This window comes from Bradyrhizobium sp. CCBAU 25360 (genome assembly GCF_028128695.1).
GTDB lineage: Bacteria > Pseudomonadota > Alphaproteobacteria > Rhizobiales > Xanthobacteraceae > Bradyrhizobium > Bradyrhizobium ottawaense.
This window is the reverse complement of the sequence record NZ_LBJA01000045.1, coordinates 545,909-560,167: the sequence shown is the minus strand read 5'-3', so window position 1 is coordinate 560,167 and position 14,259 is coordinate 545,909. Positions and strand designations below refer to the sequence as shown.

Here is a 14,259-nt window from a genome sequence, read left to right as displayed (position 1 = left end):
GTCTCGAAAGACGAGGCGCGCGCTCGGGCGTTTCAGCGGGCTACGAAGCCCTACACCGCGTCGACCTCCTCAGGCACCGGTCCGGCCACGAGCCCGTCGAGACTGACCATCAGCAAATCGGCGATGTGCATCAGCTGGTACAGCGGAATGTCCGCTTCGCCCTGCTCGGCCAGTTGCACGAAAGCCGGCGTGACGCTGAGGCGCTCGGCGAGCTGGCCTTGCGTGTAGCCGCGCATCTCGCGCGCGGCCTTGACGCGCGCGCCGATGCCGAGCCGGTGCCGGGCCTGCTCGTCCACGGTCATCATCGCGGCCTGCTCGTCCGCGCTCGCATAACCGTCCGCGAACGCACCCCCGATCAGCCTCTCCTTGCGCCAGGCGAGCCGGCAGCCCTTGCGCAGACCGCTCGAGAAAACCAGCGAAAACTGCTCCGGCACCCATGCCGAACTGTTGAGAGCCACGCGCGCGCCGGTGAAGGAGACATCGCGGATCGTGCAGGGCACGCTGACGATGCTGCCGGTGCCGTTGTCGAACTCGACCATGCCGGTGCGCAACGTGTGATGCCTGACTGCGGCACGATGATCGCTCATGACAGCTCCCGAAAACTTGCGGCGGCGTTTCCAGCGCGGCCGAAATCGGGGCGAAGATAGCGCAGAACTTTCCTGCAACTCCTAACCGGCAGCCGCCTCAGCCGGGACTGGATGGCATGGTAAAGGAATTGCTCTCGCGATCTCTTGGATCGTAGCAAGGCCCTACTCTCGCGCGCGGCGCAGGGCCTGTTCAAGCTTCGCCCGCTGCTTGTCCCAGCGCGCCTCCTCCGCCGCGGCGCGCTCATCCAGCGCGGCCCGGTCGGCGTCGATCTCCTGCGCCTTCGCATCATGCTCCCGTCTCGCTTTGTCCAGCGCCGCCTCGGCGAGGGCGACCGCCTTGTCGCGACGCGCGCGCTCTTTGGCGCGGACGGCCTCCTCCTTGCGGCGCTCGGCCTCGCGCCGCCGCGCCTCCTTCTCGAATGCCGCGGCGGCCTTGCGGGCGGCCTGATCGTCGATCTTGCCGGATGATTTGTTGGCGGCCTTGGAGGGAGGCTTCGTCGATCGCGTCTTGCCCTTGGCCTTGCGCCTGGGCCTGGCGTCGTCATCGACGAGATCGGTGGGCAGCTCGGCGCTTTCGGTGAACCGCCCGTCCGATCCCACGGGGCGCCTGAGCACGACGCCTGGCTTTGCCATGGTCGCCGCGACGATATCGGGATCGTCGGTCTCCTTCGCCGCGCCCTGATGGAACAGGTTGGAGCTGGCGCCCCAGGCCTCCAGCGCCGCCTTCATCGAAGGTGCGGCGATGGCTTGGTCATAGAAGCCGAGCGAGGTCTGGTAGGTCTTCAGTTTTCGTTTCGGTTTTGCCGGCATGTGATCCCGATTGTGGCTTCGCTCATCCGCGCTGCGAATTACGAACTTTCCACCAGCGCATCATACCCCTTCTCGCTGAACGCCAGCAGACAGAACCCGTGGCCGAACGGATCGGCCAGCATCGCGATCCGCCCATACGGCGCATCGCACGCCGGCACCTCCAGGATCGCGCCGGCACTGAGCGCACGCGCGACTGCGGCGTCGACATCATCGACGACGACGTCGATATGCACGGGCGTCCAGTGCCGCTCGTAGCGGCGGCGGTCTGCGCCGGCACCTAACGTGCCGGCCTGCTTGGTCAGGAGATAGACTGGCGCCGGCCAGCCAAGCAGCTCGACGAAGTCGGTGCCGAAGCGGCGGCCGACGGTGAGGCCGAAGGCGGCGGTGTAAAAGCTCGTGGCCTGCGCGATGTCGGGGACGTCGATGTTGAGGAGAAAAGTCATGCCGGACTCGTTGCGCGGTTGCGCCGCGAGCGTAGCCCGAATGGAGCGCCAGCGTCATCCGGGATGTTGCCGCTCGCTCGGCCCCGGATTCGCGGAGCCTGTCATCGGGCCGCGCCTCGCGCCGACCCGTTGGCTCCGTCCGGGCTACGCCCTCCGCGGACGGCACCATGGCATGATGCCACTGTTTTGCCCGACGCGGCAAAAGGGAATTCGTAATAACCGAAAATACAAGCCTTATCAAGGCCGTATCTACTGTGCATGGGGTTGTTTTCGCAAAATCGCTTCCGGCGGCCTCACTTGCCTCTCAGGCTGAGGATATAGGCCGAAAGCGCATCCGCCTGCTCCGGCGCGATCACGAGGTTCGGCATATTCTGGTGGCTGGTCCGCCAAAACACCTTGAGCGACAGCGCGGTGGTGCCGCTCCTTTCAGCGATGGCCTGGAAGCTCGGGGCCTCGTCGAAGAAGCCGGCCATGTGCGGCTCGACGGCGTGACAGCTCTGGCACCACGCCTCTGCCAGACGATGCCCTTCGTCGACCGCGCGCGGGCCGGACCTCGGCGCCCCCGCGGCGGTGTGGACGACGCTGAACAGAAACAGCGCCGACAACGCGATCAGGACGGCGAGGCCGATGTAGATTCGAGCGCTGTGCGACATGACTATCCCTCGCGATGGCCCGGCAGTTTAGCCAGCTTGACGCCTGGCCGGCACACCGGGTTGATCTGCGTCAACGGATTGCGCCTTCGCATCGCAGCTCCGCGCGCAACCTCAGCACGTCACGAGCTCGGTGTGGCCTCGTGGATCAAGCCGGTCGCAGGGATCGCGGCAACCGCGTAGGCTCGCGCCCGTCAACGACTCACGGAGGCACCACCATGAACGGCAATCGCTATTACGGCGTCCGCGTCGAGGGCGCGAAATACGGCGTCGGCTTCGGCTCCGCGCTCGCCATCGCGATCTCCTACACCAACAACCATTCTATACTGTGGGCGATCGTCCACGGCATCCTGGGCTGGTTCTACGTGATCTTCGTCGCGCTGTTTCGGTGATATCGCACCGGCGGGCGATGGCGGTTGCAGGCCGGCGGCAGCTTTCCCTTGCTTTCCTCGACCCTGCCCTTAGGGTCGCGCCGCGAACGAAGCGATCTACGAGAGAAGGGTTCAACGAGACTTGCCATGACCGACACGATGAAATGCCCCGCCTGCAGCTCCGAGCACGTCTATCAGGACCGCGATCTCTGGGTCTGCCCGGAATGCGGCCATGAGTGGAGCGGTGCGGCGGAGGCGGCGGCGGACACCGCGCAGGACGCCGGCGTGCGCGATGCCAATGGCAATGTGCTCGCTGACGGCGACAGCGTCATCGTGATCAAGGATCTCAAGATCAAGGGCTCCTCCTCGGTGGTCAAGGGCGGCACCAAGGTGCGCAACATCCGCCTGCAGGACGCCAGCGACGGCCACAACATCGCCTGCAAGATCGACGGCATCGGCGCGATGAACCTGAAGTCGGAGTTCGTGAAGAAGGCGTAGCTCGCGCCTACCTTTGCCGCTGCGCCAGATAGAAGCCGCACAGCACCGTCACCAGCCCCGCGGCCTGCAGCATCGTCGGCGGCTCGCCGAGCAGCAGCCAGCCGGTGAGCAGCGTCAACGCCGGCACGCAGGCCGGAAACACCGCGGCGCGGGCAACGCCGAGGCGCTGGACCGAGACGGCGTAGAGATAGAGCGCGGCGGGGCCGGCGAGCACGCCCTGCGCCAGCGCCTGGATCGCATTCTCGCTCACGCCGATCGCCGCAACATGGGCGAGCCCGACGGTTGCGATGTAGACCGGCAGCAGCAGCAGCGACAGCACGTTGATGACCAGCGCTGCCGACACGGCCGAGACGCGCCAGTGGCGCAGAGCTGCGCCGAAGCCTGCGAACATCAATCCGGTGAGCACGAAGATCAAATCGCCGAGCACGCCGTCGGCCCCGATATGACCGATCGATTCCGCGCCGATCACGCCGAGGCCGCCGACGATGACGACGGCGCCGGCAAGCCGTGAGGCCGAGATGTGCTCCTTCAGCACCACCACCGCGAGCAGCAGGCCGCCGAGCGTCGCGCAGGAGGGCTGGATCACGCTGCCATGGCCGAGCGGCACGAACAGGAAACCGGTGTAGGAGATCAGCGACATCACGGGGCCGCCGAGCACCATCAGCACAAGGCCCCTGCTCCAGCCGATGCCGCAGAGATCGGAGATGCCGGCGCGGAACACCAGCGGCAGGAACGCGATCCCCGACCAGACATAGCGATGCACCAGGAGATCGACCGGCGTGAAGCCGAGCTTGAGGCCATGCCGCGTGGCGGCAAAGCCCAGCGCCCAGAACAGCGCCGCGGCAAGGCCGCAAGTTACGCCGACCAGTGCCGGCGCCGCATCCTTGTTCTGAGAGAGAGCGTCTGCGCCGCTCGTCCGCTGATCCATGGACCAAGCCTTATGTCAGCGCATATACCGCCTCAACCCACGCGGCTGCAGGGCTGGCACGCGGCGGTGATTGTGGGCTTACGCATCACGCCTCCTGCTCGAAGACCATCCGCCATCCCTTGCGCGTATCCATGTATTCCCGCACCTGCCTGATCCGGTCGCCCGCCACCGTGAATACGAAGCAATAGTCGTTCTCGTACGGCTTGCCGCCGCCCAGTGTGGCGCGCATCCGCTCCTCCACGATCACGACATCGCCGTCGGCGTAGACGCCGCGGAACGCGATATCGATGTTCGAGAACATCTTGTGCATCTCCTGCGCGATGAAGCGCGCGATCTGGTGCGGTCCGGCCATGTGGTCGGTGTGATCGAGCGCGACGGCGGTGGCATTGCCCTTCGGCGCGATCCATTCGGCGTCTTCGGTGAACAATGCGGCGATGCGCTCGGCATCGCGCGACGAAAAGATCTTCCACGCGTTCAGGACGATATCTTTTGGGCTGGACATGATGCGCTCCCTCGTTTTCGTTGAGGGGCGCCTTCTAGGGCGCGATGCGCCTTGCAGCTCGCCACAATCGGACTCGGTCATCCCGCAGCCCTTCCGCCGCTACCGGCATGCGCTATGATCCGGCCATGCTGAGCTTCGATGTCTGCAACGCCGCGCGCCTGCGCCGCGATCCCCGGTATGACGGCCGCTTCTTCACGGCGGTGAAGACCACGGGGATCTATTGCCGCCCGGTCTGTCCGGCCAAGCAGCCGCTGACGCGCAATGTCGCCTATTATCCGACGGCGGCGGCGGCAGAAGCCGCCGGCTTCCGGCCCTGCCTGCGGTGCCGACCGGAGACTGCGCCGTTCTGCCCGGCCTGGAACGGCACGCGCTCCACGGTGGCGCGGGCCATGAAACTCATCGATGGCGGCGCGCTCGATGAAGGCTCTGTGGTCGATCTGGCGATGCGGCTCGGCATCTCCTCGCGTCATCTGGCGCGCCTGTTCGAGCGCCACGTCGGCGCGACGCCTCAGCAACTCGCCAGGACGCAGCGGGTCCAGCGCGCCAAGCGCCTGCTCGATGCCAGCAACCACACCATGACCGATATCGCATTCCAGGCCGGCTTCGGCAGCCTGCGCAGATTCAACGCCGCCTTCGCCGAACTCTACGGCCGCTCACCGTCAAGCCTGCGCGCGCGGAGAGCTTAGCGCGCCGCGGGAAGTCGCTCAGAAAAATCCGGGGCTGAGATCGAGGCCGTAGGTCAGGCTCAGCACGAACACGAACAAAGCGGCGGCGGCGAACAAAGCTGTCTGCTTGAGAATGAACGCACGCGGCGACGTGGTGGCGGCAACGACTTTCTGCGCAACGGGCATAATGGCCTCCATTATGACTTCAAAATTGGCCGCAACAATGCGGCGGCCGCATCAAGCAACGCGACGTGCAAAGCAACTGTTAAAAGGATCAAGCCCGTTATGAACTGGCATACATCACCGGCACCTTCACGCGAACTTGTTCGCGGCCGGATTCTCAATCAGCGCATCGGTGTCAATTCATCGTGCCGAGACATTTGCACGATGCGCGAGCAGCGTCGATTTCGATCACGTGATGCAGATGGGTCCCGCCTCTCCGCGGAACCCATCTGCCGTTCACGATGTCAGCTTAGTGGGCCACGCCAACGGTCGCGGTCTTCACCTTGCGAGGGCTGAGCACCTTCGCCTGGTGGACCGAGGCCAGCGTGGTCGACGCAGTGGTCTGCTGCTCGACATGCCCGGCGCCGAGGACGCGAACCTGCAAGGGCGAGACCGGAAATCCATTGGTCTCGTAAGTCGGCAGTTCGGCGGCGAAAGCCGCGGTGCTGCCCGCGATCGTCAGGATGGCGGCGGCGATCGACAGAGTCTTCTTGTTCATTGGTAATGCTCCTGAGTGGAAGAGTCGGAGCATATTTAGGCGCGTTTTGCTGCGTTGCGACATGTTTTGTTGCATTGCAACAGCGCGTGCTGTGCATGGCGATATGTTTAATGCGTACAAGGCGTTGGCCGAATCACCGCCGGCCGCGACATGACGGTTTTATGGACGGTGCTCAGCCACCGAGCACATTGCCCCAGCCATCGAAGAGATAGGCCTTCCAGGCCACGGTTCCGTCCTCGCCCGGGCGGCTGGCCTGGCGATAATCGTCGGCCTGGTCAGCGGTCCAGGTGATGATCGTGTCCGTGAGGCGATCGTGCAGGATGGCGGGCTCGGTGGGATCGAAGGCGTCCATGGGACGAAGCGAGGAATGCGTCATGGCCGACCAAACGCGCCAGCCGCAACAAAGTTGCCGCAACGCATCGGCAAGAGTGTTGCCCACCCCACACTCCAGCATTGATGCAGTTGCGCGAGGCGCCCCTATTTCAACGCCGTCGCCAGCGCCTGCAGCTTTGCGACGAGATTGGTGCCGAGCGCATAGATGATCTCGATGATTGCGAGCGCGATGCCGGCTGCGATCAGGCCGTATTCGATCGCGGTGGCGCCGGATTCATCGGCGACGAATTCAGCCCATTTGCATTTCAACTTCACAATCGTGTCCTTCCCAACTCTGCCGGAACGGCCGGCAGGCGAGAAATGCACGATTACAATCCAAGATTGAATGAATTCGATCGCTTCAAGTTACGACAATGAACGCCGCATTTGCTGGCGATTCCGTTGAAAACCGCAGTGGGAACTCGCGTTGCAGCTTGGCAACACCTCCGCGAAAAGCCCGATTTCGCCGAATTACGCCATTGCGTCGCCACACGGTCCCCCGAACAATCGACGCGCTGCGTGCCTTTCCGTGCAAGACTGTTTTTGCATCATGACTGTTCCGACAAAGCGTGTCCGAACAGAACCGTTTGGAGGCAGGGATCATGAACGATCGGCGGTCTCTTCTGGTGGCGGTCGCGTGCCCCTCGGCCGTTCTCGCCGGCTGGCTGGCACTTTCCCTCTCCGCCTATGCCCCTGCCCTCATCGAGAACAGCGGCGCCAATGCCGCTGCCGTGTCGCGCGCGAAAGATCTCAGCCGGCTCGACCTCGCGGACGTGCCGCACGCTGCGACGATCGAGGACGGCATCGCCTTGACCGCCGACATCGCGGCTGCGGTCGCTGCGGCACCAACCCCGACGATCACTGAAGCGGTGCCCGAGCCTCCCGCCATCAAGCTCGCCTCAGCAGATCCCGCGCTGATCCTTCCGACGGAGACGCCGCCCGCGCCGCAGATATCGCCTGAACCAGAGCCCGTCATCAGCGTGACTGCTCCAGTTGCAGCGCCGGCGCCCGTCAAGCTCGCATCTGCCGATCCCACCGAGATCGTGACGACCGACGCGCTGTCCCCCGCGGCGATCGCGAGCGGCCCCGTCACGCCTGCGAGCAAGGCATCGCCGCCGGCCGACACCGTCGCCGTGCTCGACGAGTGCTTCGTCATGGATGCCTGCATCGACCGCTACCTCTGGGCGCTCTATCAGCGCACCGCAAAAGAGGACTCGATCAAGGTCCAGGAGCGCCGCGCCGTCACCATCAAGCGCAAGGGCAAGACGGTCACGGTTATGCGCAGCTTCACCAAGCTGGTCGACCAGGATTTCACCTGGAAGGATCCGAAGGCCGCCGAGCACGCCGGCATGTCGATGATGGACTACGTCATCGGCGGCATGGACAAGAGCTTCAAGCGGAAGCTGTTCCGCACGCTGCTCGCCGCGGAAGCCGCTGGACTCTCGCCCGGCATCACCAGCGCGTTCCGTGACGATTATCGCCAGTCGATCGCGAGCGGTCTGAAGGCCGCCTCCGACCGCTCCTATCACGGCGGCAGCACGCGCGGCGGCTACGGCCATGGCATGGCGGCGGATATTGTCAGCACCCAGGGCAATAACCGCGCGCAGCGCTGGGTCTCGACGGAAATTCTGTGGAAGTGGGTCGACGCCAACGGCAAGGCCTACGGCATCGGCCGGCCCTATCTCGGCCGCGATCCGCCGCATGTCGGCCCGGTCGACGGCGCTGAATACATCTCAAAGCGTGGCACGAGCGAGCGCAAGGAAGTCGCCAGCGCCAAATCAAAGAAGACGCGCGCTGTGGCCCAAGCAAAGCCGCCAAAGGCACAGGCCGCGCGTGAGCAGAAGAGCCCGGCCAAGCCGCAGAAATCGGCGCAATCGACCGGCAAGCGCGCGACCTGAGACCATTACGGCGCGCGCCCCGGCGTCGGCAGCGGCACGAGCCGCATCTCGGCCGTGCCGGCGTCCTGCGTGCGCAGCAGCACCGCAAAGATGGTTTCGACCGCCAGCCGCACTGCGGCCTCCGTCGCCTCGCCCTTGGCCAGATGCGCGGCGATCAGGCCCGTGAGGAGATCACCGGTGCCGTAGGGGCGGATCGGCAGGCGCAGCGTCGCGAAGCGCGACAATAGCCCGTCGGCGCACAGGATAGTCTCCAGCTGTCCTTCGGGCGTATCGGCGAGCGTGCAGCCGGTGGCGACGATTTCGATACGGCCGGTCCCCGCCAGCGCCGCGCACGCGACGCGCAGTCCCTCCGCATCCGCGGTTCTGAGGCCTGTGAGCAGCTCGAGCTCGAACTGGTTCGGCGTGGTGAGGTTTGCTGCCGGCAGCAGCCGGTGCCGGACCACGTCCAGGATGCCGTCGGCGACATAAACGCGGCCATCGTCGCCGATCACGGGATCGCAGAGATAGACGAGCTTCGAATTCCGCGCGAGCGCCCGCTCGACGAAATCGGCGATGACGGCGGCGTTGCCCGGCGAGCCGAGATAGCCCGTCACCAGCACGGCCGCTTCGTCAACAAGCCCGCGCTCCTCGACGCCGGCCAGAAGATCGGCAACGAGCTCGGTCTCCAGCACCCGCCCGTGCAGGCTCGGATAGCGCGGATGGTTGGACAACACCGTCGTCGGCACCGCCGCAACGTTCACGCCCTCCGCCTGAATGGCATAGGCGGCGGCGCTGTTGCCGACATGGCCGTGGACCACCTGGCTTTGAATGGAGATGACGAGCATGAAAGAGGTCCGTAGGGACAAACGACGTGTGTGGCAAGAGCAGCTTCAGCGTCGCGCCAGTTCGCCGAGGTAAGCGCAGAACATGTCGGCCAACCCGTCGGCATGGCGCGCGATCTCGGCCTCGCTGCGCGGCGTCTCCGAAAACCGCTTGCCGACCTCGCTCAGCGTCGTCTTGATGAGCTCGCCGGCAAGCGCGCGGGTCGCCTCGGAGGCTTTGGGCAGCGCTTCCCGCATGAACGCCGCGATGATCCCCTCACCGGCGGCCCGCGCGTCCTGCGCCTCGGGCGCGTCGCGATAGAGCGGTGCAGCGTCGCTGAGCGCGCCGCGGATCGCGGCCTCCTCGCACTCGGACAGAATGAAGGCGTGGACCAGCGCGCGCAGCCGCACCGGCGGTGGCTTCGTCCGGTCCGCCAGGATGCCGCGCAAGAGGTCGCTCGTGCGCCGCCACTCATCGCTCTGGAGACGGAACAGGATCGCGGCCTTGTTCGGAAAATATTGATAGAGCGAACCGACGCTCACCCCGGCCCGCTCCGCCACTCGCGCCGTGGTGAAACGCTGCGCGCCCTCCTTCGTCAGGACCTGAACAGCGGCATCGAGAATGGCCGCGACAAGCTCGCTGGAGCGGGCCTGTTGCGGCTGTTTTCGTGAAGAAATTGAACGGCTTCGACGCTCGGCCATGTCTCACTCGGGCAATGCGAATAGGAAATGCGACGAATTAGTCGTATTTCACTCGGCACGCAAGCACGCGTTTCTTCGCCAACCCTGGAGACCTCCAATGACCACCCCGACCATCACAACGCTTGCGCCGCTGCTGGACCGCCTGTTCGACGAGGCCGAGGCAGCAAACGGCGCAACGCGCGCCGCCGTCGCGGATTTGTCCGACGCAGAGCGGGCGCGCTTGATGCGCAGCAAGACCGACTATCGCGACCTCTACGGACGCCTGAAGGACGCACCGCTCGCGGTCTCCCGCGAGACAGGCCACCTGCTCTACATGCTGGCACGCAGTTCCCGCGCCAGGGTGATCGTCGAGTTCGGCACGTCGTTCGGCATCTCGACGCTGCACCTTGCCGCAGGCCTGCGCGACAATGGCGGCGGCCGTCTCGTCACCAGCGAGTTCGAGCCGTCCAAGGCGGCGCGGGCGCGGGAAAACCTCATCGCCGGCGGCCTGATCGACCTCGTCGAAATCCGTGAAGGCGACGCGCTGAAGACGCTCAGTACCGATCTGCCTGCTACGATCGACCTCGTGCTGCTCGACGGCGCCAAGGCGCTCTATCCGGAGATCCTTGATCTGCTGGAAGGCCATCTCGGACCGGGTGCGATCATCGTCGCCGACAATGCCGACGACAGCCCGGACTATCTGGCGCGCGTGCGCGCGCCCGGCAGCGGCTACATGTCCACGCCCTTCGCCGAAGACGTCGAACTCTCCGTGCGGATCAGCTGACACCAGTCGAAACGCCACGAAATTTTGGAGCCGCCGCGCTATTCACCAGGCGGCGGCTTCATGCTGCGTTCCCTGGTGTCGCAGCCTCGTCACTCACACGTGATACCTCGTTCTGGCCAAAGCCTGGCCCGGCGTGCTAAACATACCTACCGCGCGGTATCTTTCCGTCCGCCCCGCGCCGGAGTTGATCATGACCTCCGCCTTCAATGCCTACGCAGCGCTCGCCCTCGCCATCGTTCTCGAGGTCACGGCGTCCGCCTTCCTGCAGCAATCCGCCCAGTTCACCCGACCGTGGCCGACGCTGGCGATGGTGCTGTTCTATGTCGCCTCGTTCTATGCGCTGTCGGTGGCGATCCGCGTCATTCCCTTGAGCATCGCCTATGCGATCTGGGGCGGGGTCGGCATCATCCTGACGGCGACCGTCTCCTTCGTGCTGTTCCGCCAGATGCTGGACGCCGCGGCCTTCGTCGGCATCGCGTTGATCGTATCCGGGGTCGTGGTCATCAACCTGTTCTCGCAGGCCAGTGTGCATTGATGGCGGAAAGCCGCTACACCCGCGCCAAGCAGCCGGAGCAGGTCCGGCGCGCCCTGCTCGACTGTGCCGCGGCAATCGCCATGGACCATGGCGTCGCCGGAGTTACCGTGCAGGCGGTGGCAGTCGCGGCCGGCGTCACCAAGGGCGGACTGTTTCACCACTTTGGCAGCAAGCAGGCGCTGATCGAGGGCCTGTTTGCCGACCTGCTCGCGCACGTCGATGCCGAGATCGACGCCGCGATTGAAGCCGATCCGAAACCGCGCGGCCGCTTCACGCGGGCCTATGTGAATGCCGTGTTCACCGGCCAGGCCTTCGGCTTCGCGACCCCATGGGCGGCGTTGAGCATGGTCGTCGTCACCGATCCGCCGCTGCGCCGGCTCTGGAACGACTGGATCAAGGCGCGCCTGAAGCGTCATCGCACGACCGACGACGCGCCCGATCTGCAAATCGTACGTCTCGCCGCCGACGGCGCATGGCTCTCCTATGTCACGACGGGACAGACGCGGATGAGCGCCGAGCTACGCGCCGTGCACGCACGGCTGCTCGCGCAGACCTATCAGCGCAGATAGCGGCCCCCGCACGTCCTACTGGCTCTGCACCGGCTTGGGCGGACGCGATGCGGATCGCGCGGGCTTCTTGGCGGGCTTGGTAGCAGCGCGCGGCGGCGGAGTATCGACTGACTCAAGATACGCCGCGAGCGCCTTGGCCGAGTCCGAACTGGTCGCGTAATGATCCCTGAGAAACCAGGACAGCGTCAGGCTGAAGCGACCCTTGGCAAGGCCGCGCGGACTGCGATGGCAGGTCGCACAGCCCTCAGCGAAGAGCTTTGCGGGCGGCTTGCCGGCGTCGAGATTCTGCGCGGCGGCGACCGTCACCGTCAGAACAGCGGCGGCTGCAACGGTCATCACGGGCACGATCCGGTCGCGCCCCGATCGAAACAGCGATCTCAAATGCCGTCCCCTCGCCCGCCCTTCGGTCACGCCGCCGACAGCTGATCGAACTCCGGCGGTGCGTAGGCCTTGCCGTCCTGGTCGGTGATGACGACCCGCCACCCCTCGCTCGCCCACACCTTCGCCTTCGCCACGATGAGCAGCCGGCTCTCGCGGGCGAAACTGTACTTCTCGTTGTCGCGTTCTGCGATCATCTTGTAGGCCAATTCGCATCCCCTTGCGTCGCCCTGCACCCGGCCTCCTCGTGGCAGCGGGCTTTGGCGGCAATTCGCCGGGAGCGTGGCAATTTGGTGCCATCCGCAGGCATGGCGCAGATGATCGGCCGGCGACCGGCGTCGAGCCGTGCCCCGCAGGAATGCGATTCCAACCCGCCGCAGGTCTCCGCCTGCGACGACGGGAGCCGTCTACAAGTCGTGCTGGGCCATGTCGTGCCGGATCGGCCGCCGGGGGGCGGCCCGTCACGGCAGCAACGGAACCGATCGTCCCGTGGCCGAGCCCCCGCTAGTGCACACGGATGATGTGGGGTCGGCCGAGATCGATCAGCCCCTGCACGGCGGAGAGGCGGTCGTCGAGGGCTGCGATGGTGAGCAGCAGGTTGTTGCGACGCTCGTCGAGCATGCCCATCTCGGCGCCGGTGAGCTTTGTGCTCGTCCGTTCCTTGTGGATTCCTTCGAGGGATTCGCGCAGCCCGGCAATCAGGCCGGTCAGCTGTTTGGCCTCCTTCGTCATCGAACGCTTCGCGACATTCTGGCGGCGCGTCTCCGCCTGGCTCTGTCTCATATCATCCTCCCGTGCCCCGCTGCCCCGAGTGGATGCTTACAGCTTTGGGTAGACATGTTACGATCGATGAAATCTGCCCGCGAAGATCTGTCTTAAATTGTAAAGGCCTCGACACAGCGAAGAAAAAGCCCGGCATCAGGGCCGGGCTTTTCTTTGCAAAGCTAGTGCTTCTGATGTCCGCCAGCGGGGCCGCCCGCCGGGGCGCCGCCGCCACGCGGGGCGGCATTGATGTGCGGAGCACCGCCCCCGCCGCCGTGCGGCATTGCGGGCGCGGCCGCGCGCGGCGCCGGCATCTGCGCACGGGCATTCATCGGCGAACCATGGCTCACGCTTGGCTGGGCGACATGTGGCGTCGCGGGACGCGCTGAAGGCTCGGCCACACGCGGCGCTTCGTGCGCGCGGGCCATCGGCTGCGAACGCACCGTAGCGCGGGTGGCGGCCTGCTCGCGCATCATGCGGGCTTGTGCATCACGCGGATTGCGGGTCTGCACATTGGTCCGCTCATGCGCGATGCGCTCACTTCGTCCAACGCGGTCGGGCGTAACCGCAGCGCCGCGCTTGGCGATCGCAGCGTCGCGCTTGGCGATCGCAGCGTCGCGCTGTGTGGTCGCGGCGTCACGCGTTGAGATCGCGGCGGCCCCCTTGCCGCGCACACCGCTGCGTTCGAGTGCGATCGCGGCGTCGCGCGTTGCCGCCCGGCCGATGCGGGCAGCACGCGGATCGATCGTCATCCGCGTCGCGACGCTCTGATGCGAGGTCCAGTAATTATTCCAATAGGCATGGCGTCGATACCAGGGACGTCCCCCATAGTAACTCGACCAATACGAGGTCAGCACGAAGGGAACGACGGGCACATCGATCTCGTCGACATAGTCGGGGAGATAGACGTAGTGATTGCGATAGAGATATTCGAGATATTGCGACGACACCCAGCCGCGATCATCAGAGAAGCTGACGTCGCACCAGGCATTGCCGCGCAGGCAGCCATGGATGTTGACGCGGGCGCCCCCGGGGACGCGATCGACCAGGGGAAAGCCCGAGCCCGGTCCGGCGCGCAGGCCGGTCGAGACGGTAACGATGCCCGGCGCGGCCAATGCGGCTGTCGGGACCAGCAAAAATGCTGCAACTAAAGCAGTTCTGAATTTCATGGCGCATTCCTCCTTTGAGAGGCGGAACGCGCCAGCGGAACAGGCGTTCCGCGCACGAGGGTCTCATCCGTCGAAAGACTGAAACGCACGCCGCGCGCGGTTCAATATTCATCCGCCGTTCATCGACCTGCGCAGA

23 protein-coding genes are annotated in these 14,259 nt (G+C 65.6%); 7 read left to right on the top strand and 16 right to left on the bottom strand.

All coding sequences use genetic code 11. From position 1 onward, the window contains the following. Positions 1-50: 50 nt before the first annotated feature. The 4 genes from XH81_RS36910 to XH81_RS36895 all read right to left on the bottom strand — a co-directional run bounded on the left by XH81_RS36910 (position 51) and on the right by XH81_RS36895 (position 2,493). Complete coding sequence (locus XH81_RS36910; RefSeq protein ID WP_028144877.1) at positions 51-587, bottom strand: helix-turn-helix domain-containing protein; 537 nt, start codon at positions 585-587, stop codon at positions 51-53. Positions 588-749: 162 nt separating this feature from the next. Further along, on the bottom strand, positions 750-1,397 hold the full coding sequence (locus XH81_RS36905; RefSeq protein WP_028144878.1) for a hypothetical protein: 648 nt from the start codon (positions 1,395-1,397) through the stop codon (positions 750-752). A gap of 38 nt (positions 1,398-1,435) precedes the next feature. Further along, complete coding sequence (locus tag XH81_RS36900) at positions 1,436-1,840, bottom strand: VOC family protein (RefSeq protein WP_028144879.1); 405 nt, start codon at positions 1,838-1,840, stop codon at positions 1,436-1,438. 293 nt (positions 1,841-2,133) lie between these two features. Continuing rightward, positions 2,134-2,493: a c-type cytochrome gene (locus XH81_RS36895; protein WP_028144880.1), complete on the bottom strand. Its 360-nt coding sequence runs from the start codon at positions 2,491-2,493 to the stop codon at positions 2,134-2,136. 215 nt (positions 2,494-2,708) lie between these two features. Between XH81_RS36895 and XH81_RS36890 the strand changes: the two genes are divergently transcribed. Then, on the top strand, positions 2,709-2,882 hold the full coding sequence (locus XH81_RS36890) for a hypothetical protein (protein ID WP_162832229.1): 174 nt from the start codon (positions 2,709-2,711) through the stop codon (positions 2,880-2,882). 126 nt (positions 2,883-3,008) lie between these two features. Continuing rightward, a complete protein-coding gene (locus tag XH81_RS36885; protein WP_028144881.1) occupies positions 3,009-3,359 on the top strand; it encodes a zinc ribbon domain-containing protein YjdM in 351 nt (116 codons plus the stop codon). Between the two features lie 7 nt (positions 3,360-3,366). On the opposite strand, the gene XH81_RS36880 is transcribed toward XH81_RS36885, so the two are convergent. Together XH81_RS36880 and XH81_RS36875 are read right to left on the bottom strand one after the other, a co-directional pair. Beyond that, positions 3,367-4,287, bottom strand: a complete 921-nt coding sequence (locus XH81_RS36880) for a DMT family transporter (RefSeq protein ID WP_028144882.1) — start codon at positions 4,285-4,287, stop codon at positions 3,367-3,369. Positions 4,288-4,372: 85 nt separating this feature from the next. Then, positions 4,373-4,789 (bottom strand): nuclear transport factor 2 family protein, encoded by a 417-nt coding sequence (locus XH81_RS36875; RefSeq protein WP_028144883.1) that lies wholly within the window; start codon positions 4,787-4,789, stop codon positions 4,373-4,375. 125 nt (positions 4,790-4,914) lie between these two features. Here XH81_RS36875 and XH81_RS36870 point away from each other — a divergent pair, with 125 nt between their 5' ends. Beyond that, positions 4,915-5,475, top strand: a complete 561-nt coding sequence (locus XH81_RS36870; RefSeq protein WP_028144884.1) for a bifunctional transcriptional activator/DNA repair enzyme AdaA — start codon at positions 4,915-4,917, stop codon at positions 5,473-5,475. 18 nt (positions 5,476-5,493) lie between these two features. Here the strand turns inward: XH81_RS36870 and XH81_RS36865 are convergent, their stop codons facing one another. The 4 genes from XH81_RS36865 to XH81_RS36850 form a co-directional block, all read right to left on the bottom strand. Beyond that, positions 5,494-5,640 carry a hypothetical protein gene (locus XH81_RS36865; protein WP_162832230.1) on the bottom strand — a complete coding sequence of 49 codons (147 nt, stop codon included), beginning with the start codon at positions 5,638-5,640 and terminating at the stop codon, positions 5,494-5,496. Positions 5,641-5,926: 286 nt separating this feature from the next. Further along, the gene (locus XH81_RS36860) at positions 5,927-6,175 is read right to left on the bottom strand and encodes a hypothetical protein (protein ID WP_271596807.1); all 249 of its coding nucleotides are present in this window, start codon (positions 6,173-6,175) and stop codon (positions 5,927-5,929) included. 172 nt (positions 6,176-6,347) lie between these two features. Next, entirely contained in the window at positions 6,348-6,614 is a 267-nt protein-coding gene (locus XH81_RS36855) for a hypothetical protein (protein WP_240536257.1), read from the bottom strand. A gap of 38 nt (positions 6,615-6,652) precedes the next feature. Continuing rightward, on the bottom strand, positions 6,653-6,817 hold the full coding sequence (locus XH81_RS36850) for a Flp family type IVb pilin (RefSeq protein WP_028144887.1): 165 nt from the start codon (positions 6,815-6,817) through the stop codon (positions 6,653-6,655). Positions 6,818-7,149: 332 nt separating this feature from the next. Here XH81_RS36850 and XH81_RS36845 point away from each other — a divergent pair, with 332 nt between their 5' ends. After that, complete coding sequence (locus tag XH81_RS36845; RefSeq protein ID WP_028144888.1) at positions 7,150-8,445, top strand: hypothetical protein; 1,296 nt, start codon at positions 7,150-7,152, stop codon at positions 8,443-8,445. A 5-nt stretch (positions 8,446-8,450) separates the two neighbouring features. Here XH81_RS36845 and pdxY read toward each other — a convergent pair whose 3' ends face one another. Further along, positions 8,451-9,269, bottom strand: a complete 819-nt coding sequence (gene pdxY, locus XH81_RS36840) for a pyridoxal kinase (protein WP_028144889.1) — start codon at positions 9,267-9,269, stop codon at positions 8,451-8,453. 45 nt (positions 9,270-9,314) lie between these two features. Further along, positions 9,315-9,947 (bottom strand): TetR family transcriptional regulator, encoded by a 633-nt coding sequence (locus XH81_RS36835; RefSeq protein ID WP_028144890.1) that lies wholly within the window; start codon positions 9,945-9,947, stop codon positions 9,315-9,317. Positions 9,948-10,044: 97 nt separating this feature from the next. Here XH81_RS36835 and XH81_RS36830 point away from each other — a divergent pair, with 97 nt between their 5' ends. The 3 genes from XH81_RS36830 (at position 10,045) to XH81_RS36820 (ending at position 11,814) form a co-directional block, all read left to right on the top strand. Continuing rightward, entirely contained in the window at positions 10,045-10,710 is a 666-nt protein-coding gene (locus XH81_RS36830; RefSeq protein WP_028144891.1) for an O-methyltransferase, read from the top strand. Between the two features lie 190 nt (positions 10,711-10,900). After that, on the top strand, positions 10,901-11,245 hold the full coding sequence (locus XH81_RS36825; RefSeq protein ID WP_028144892.1) for a DMT family transporter: 345 nt from the start codon (positions 10,901-10,903) through the stop codon (positions 11,243-11,245). Then, entirely contained in the window at positions 11,245-11,814 is a 570-nt protein-coding gene (locus XH81_RS36820; RefSeq protein WP_028144893.1) for a TetR family transcriptional regulator, read from the top strand. Before XH81_RS36825 ends, XH81_RS36820 begins: the two co-directional genes overlap by 1 nt. 15 nt (positions 11,815-11,829) lie before the next feature. On the opposite strand, the gene XH81_RS36815 is transcribed toward XH81_RS36820, so the two are convergent. The 4 genes from XH81_RS36815 to XH81_RS36800 form a co-directional block, all read right to left on the bottom strand. Continuing rightward, the gene (locus XH81_RS36815) at positions 11,830-12,150 is read right to left on the bottom strand and encodes a hypothetical protein (RefSeq protein ID WP_028144894.1); all 321 of its coding nucleotides are present in this window, start codon (positions 12,148-12,150) and stop codon (positions 11,830-11,832) included. Between the two features lie 71 nt (positions 12,151-12,221). After that, complete coding sequence (locus tag XH81_RS36810; protein ID WP_028144895.1) at positions 12,222-12,428, bottom strand: hypothetical protein; 207 nt, start codon at positions 12,426-12,428, stop codon at positions 12,222-12,224. Between the two features lie 268 nt (positions 12,429-12,696). Further along, positions 12,697-12,975: a hypothetical protein gene (locus XH81_RS36805; RefSeq protein ID WP_018322957.1), complete on the bottom strand. Its 279-nt coding sequence runs from the start codon at positions 12,973-12,975 to the stop codon at positions 12,697-12,699. A 161-nt stretch (positions 12,976-13,136) separates the two neighbouring features. Further along, positions 13,137-14,123 carry an SH3 domain-containing protein gene (locus XH81_RS36800; protein ID WP_028144896.1) on the bottom strand — a complete coding sequence of 329 codons (987 nt, stop codon included), beginning with the start codon at positions 14,121-14,123 and terminating at the stop codon, positions 13,137-13,139. Positions 14,124-14,259: the final 136 nt, after the last annotated feature.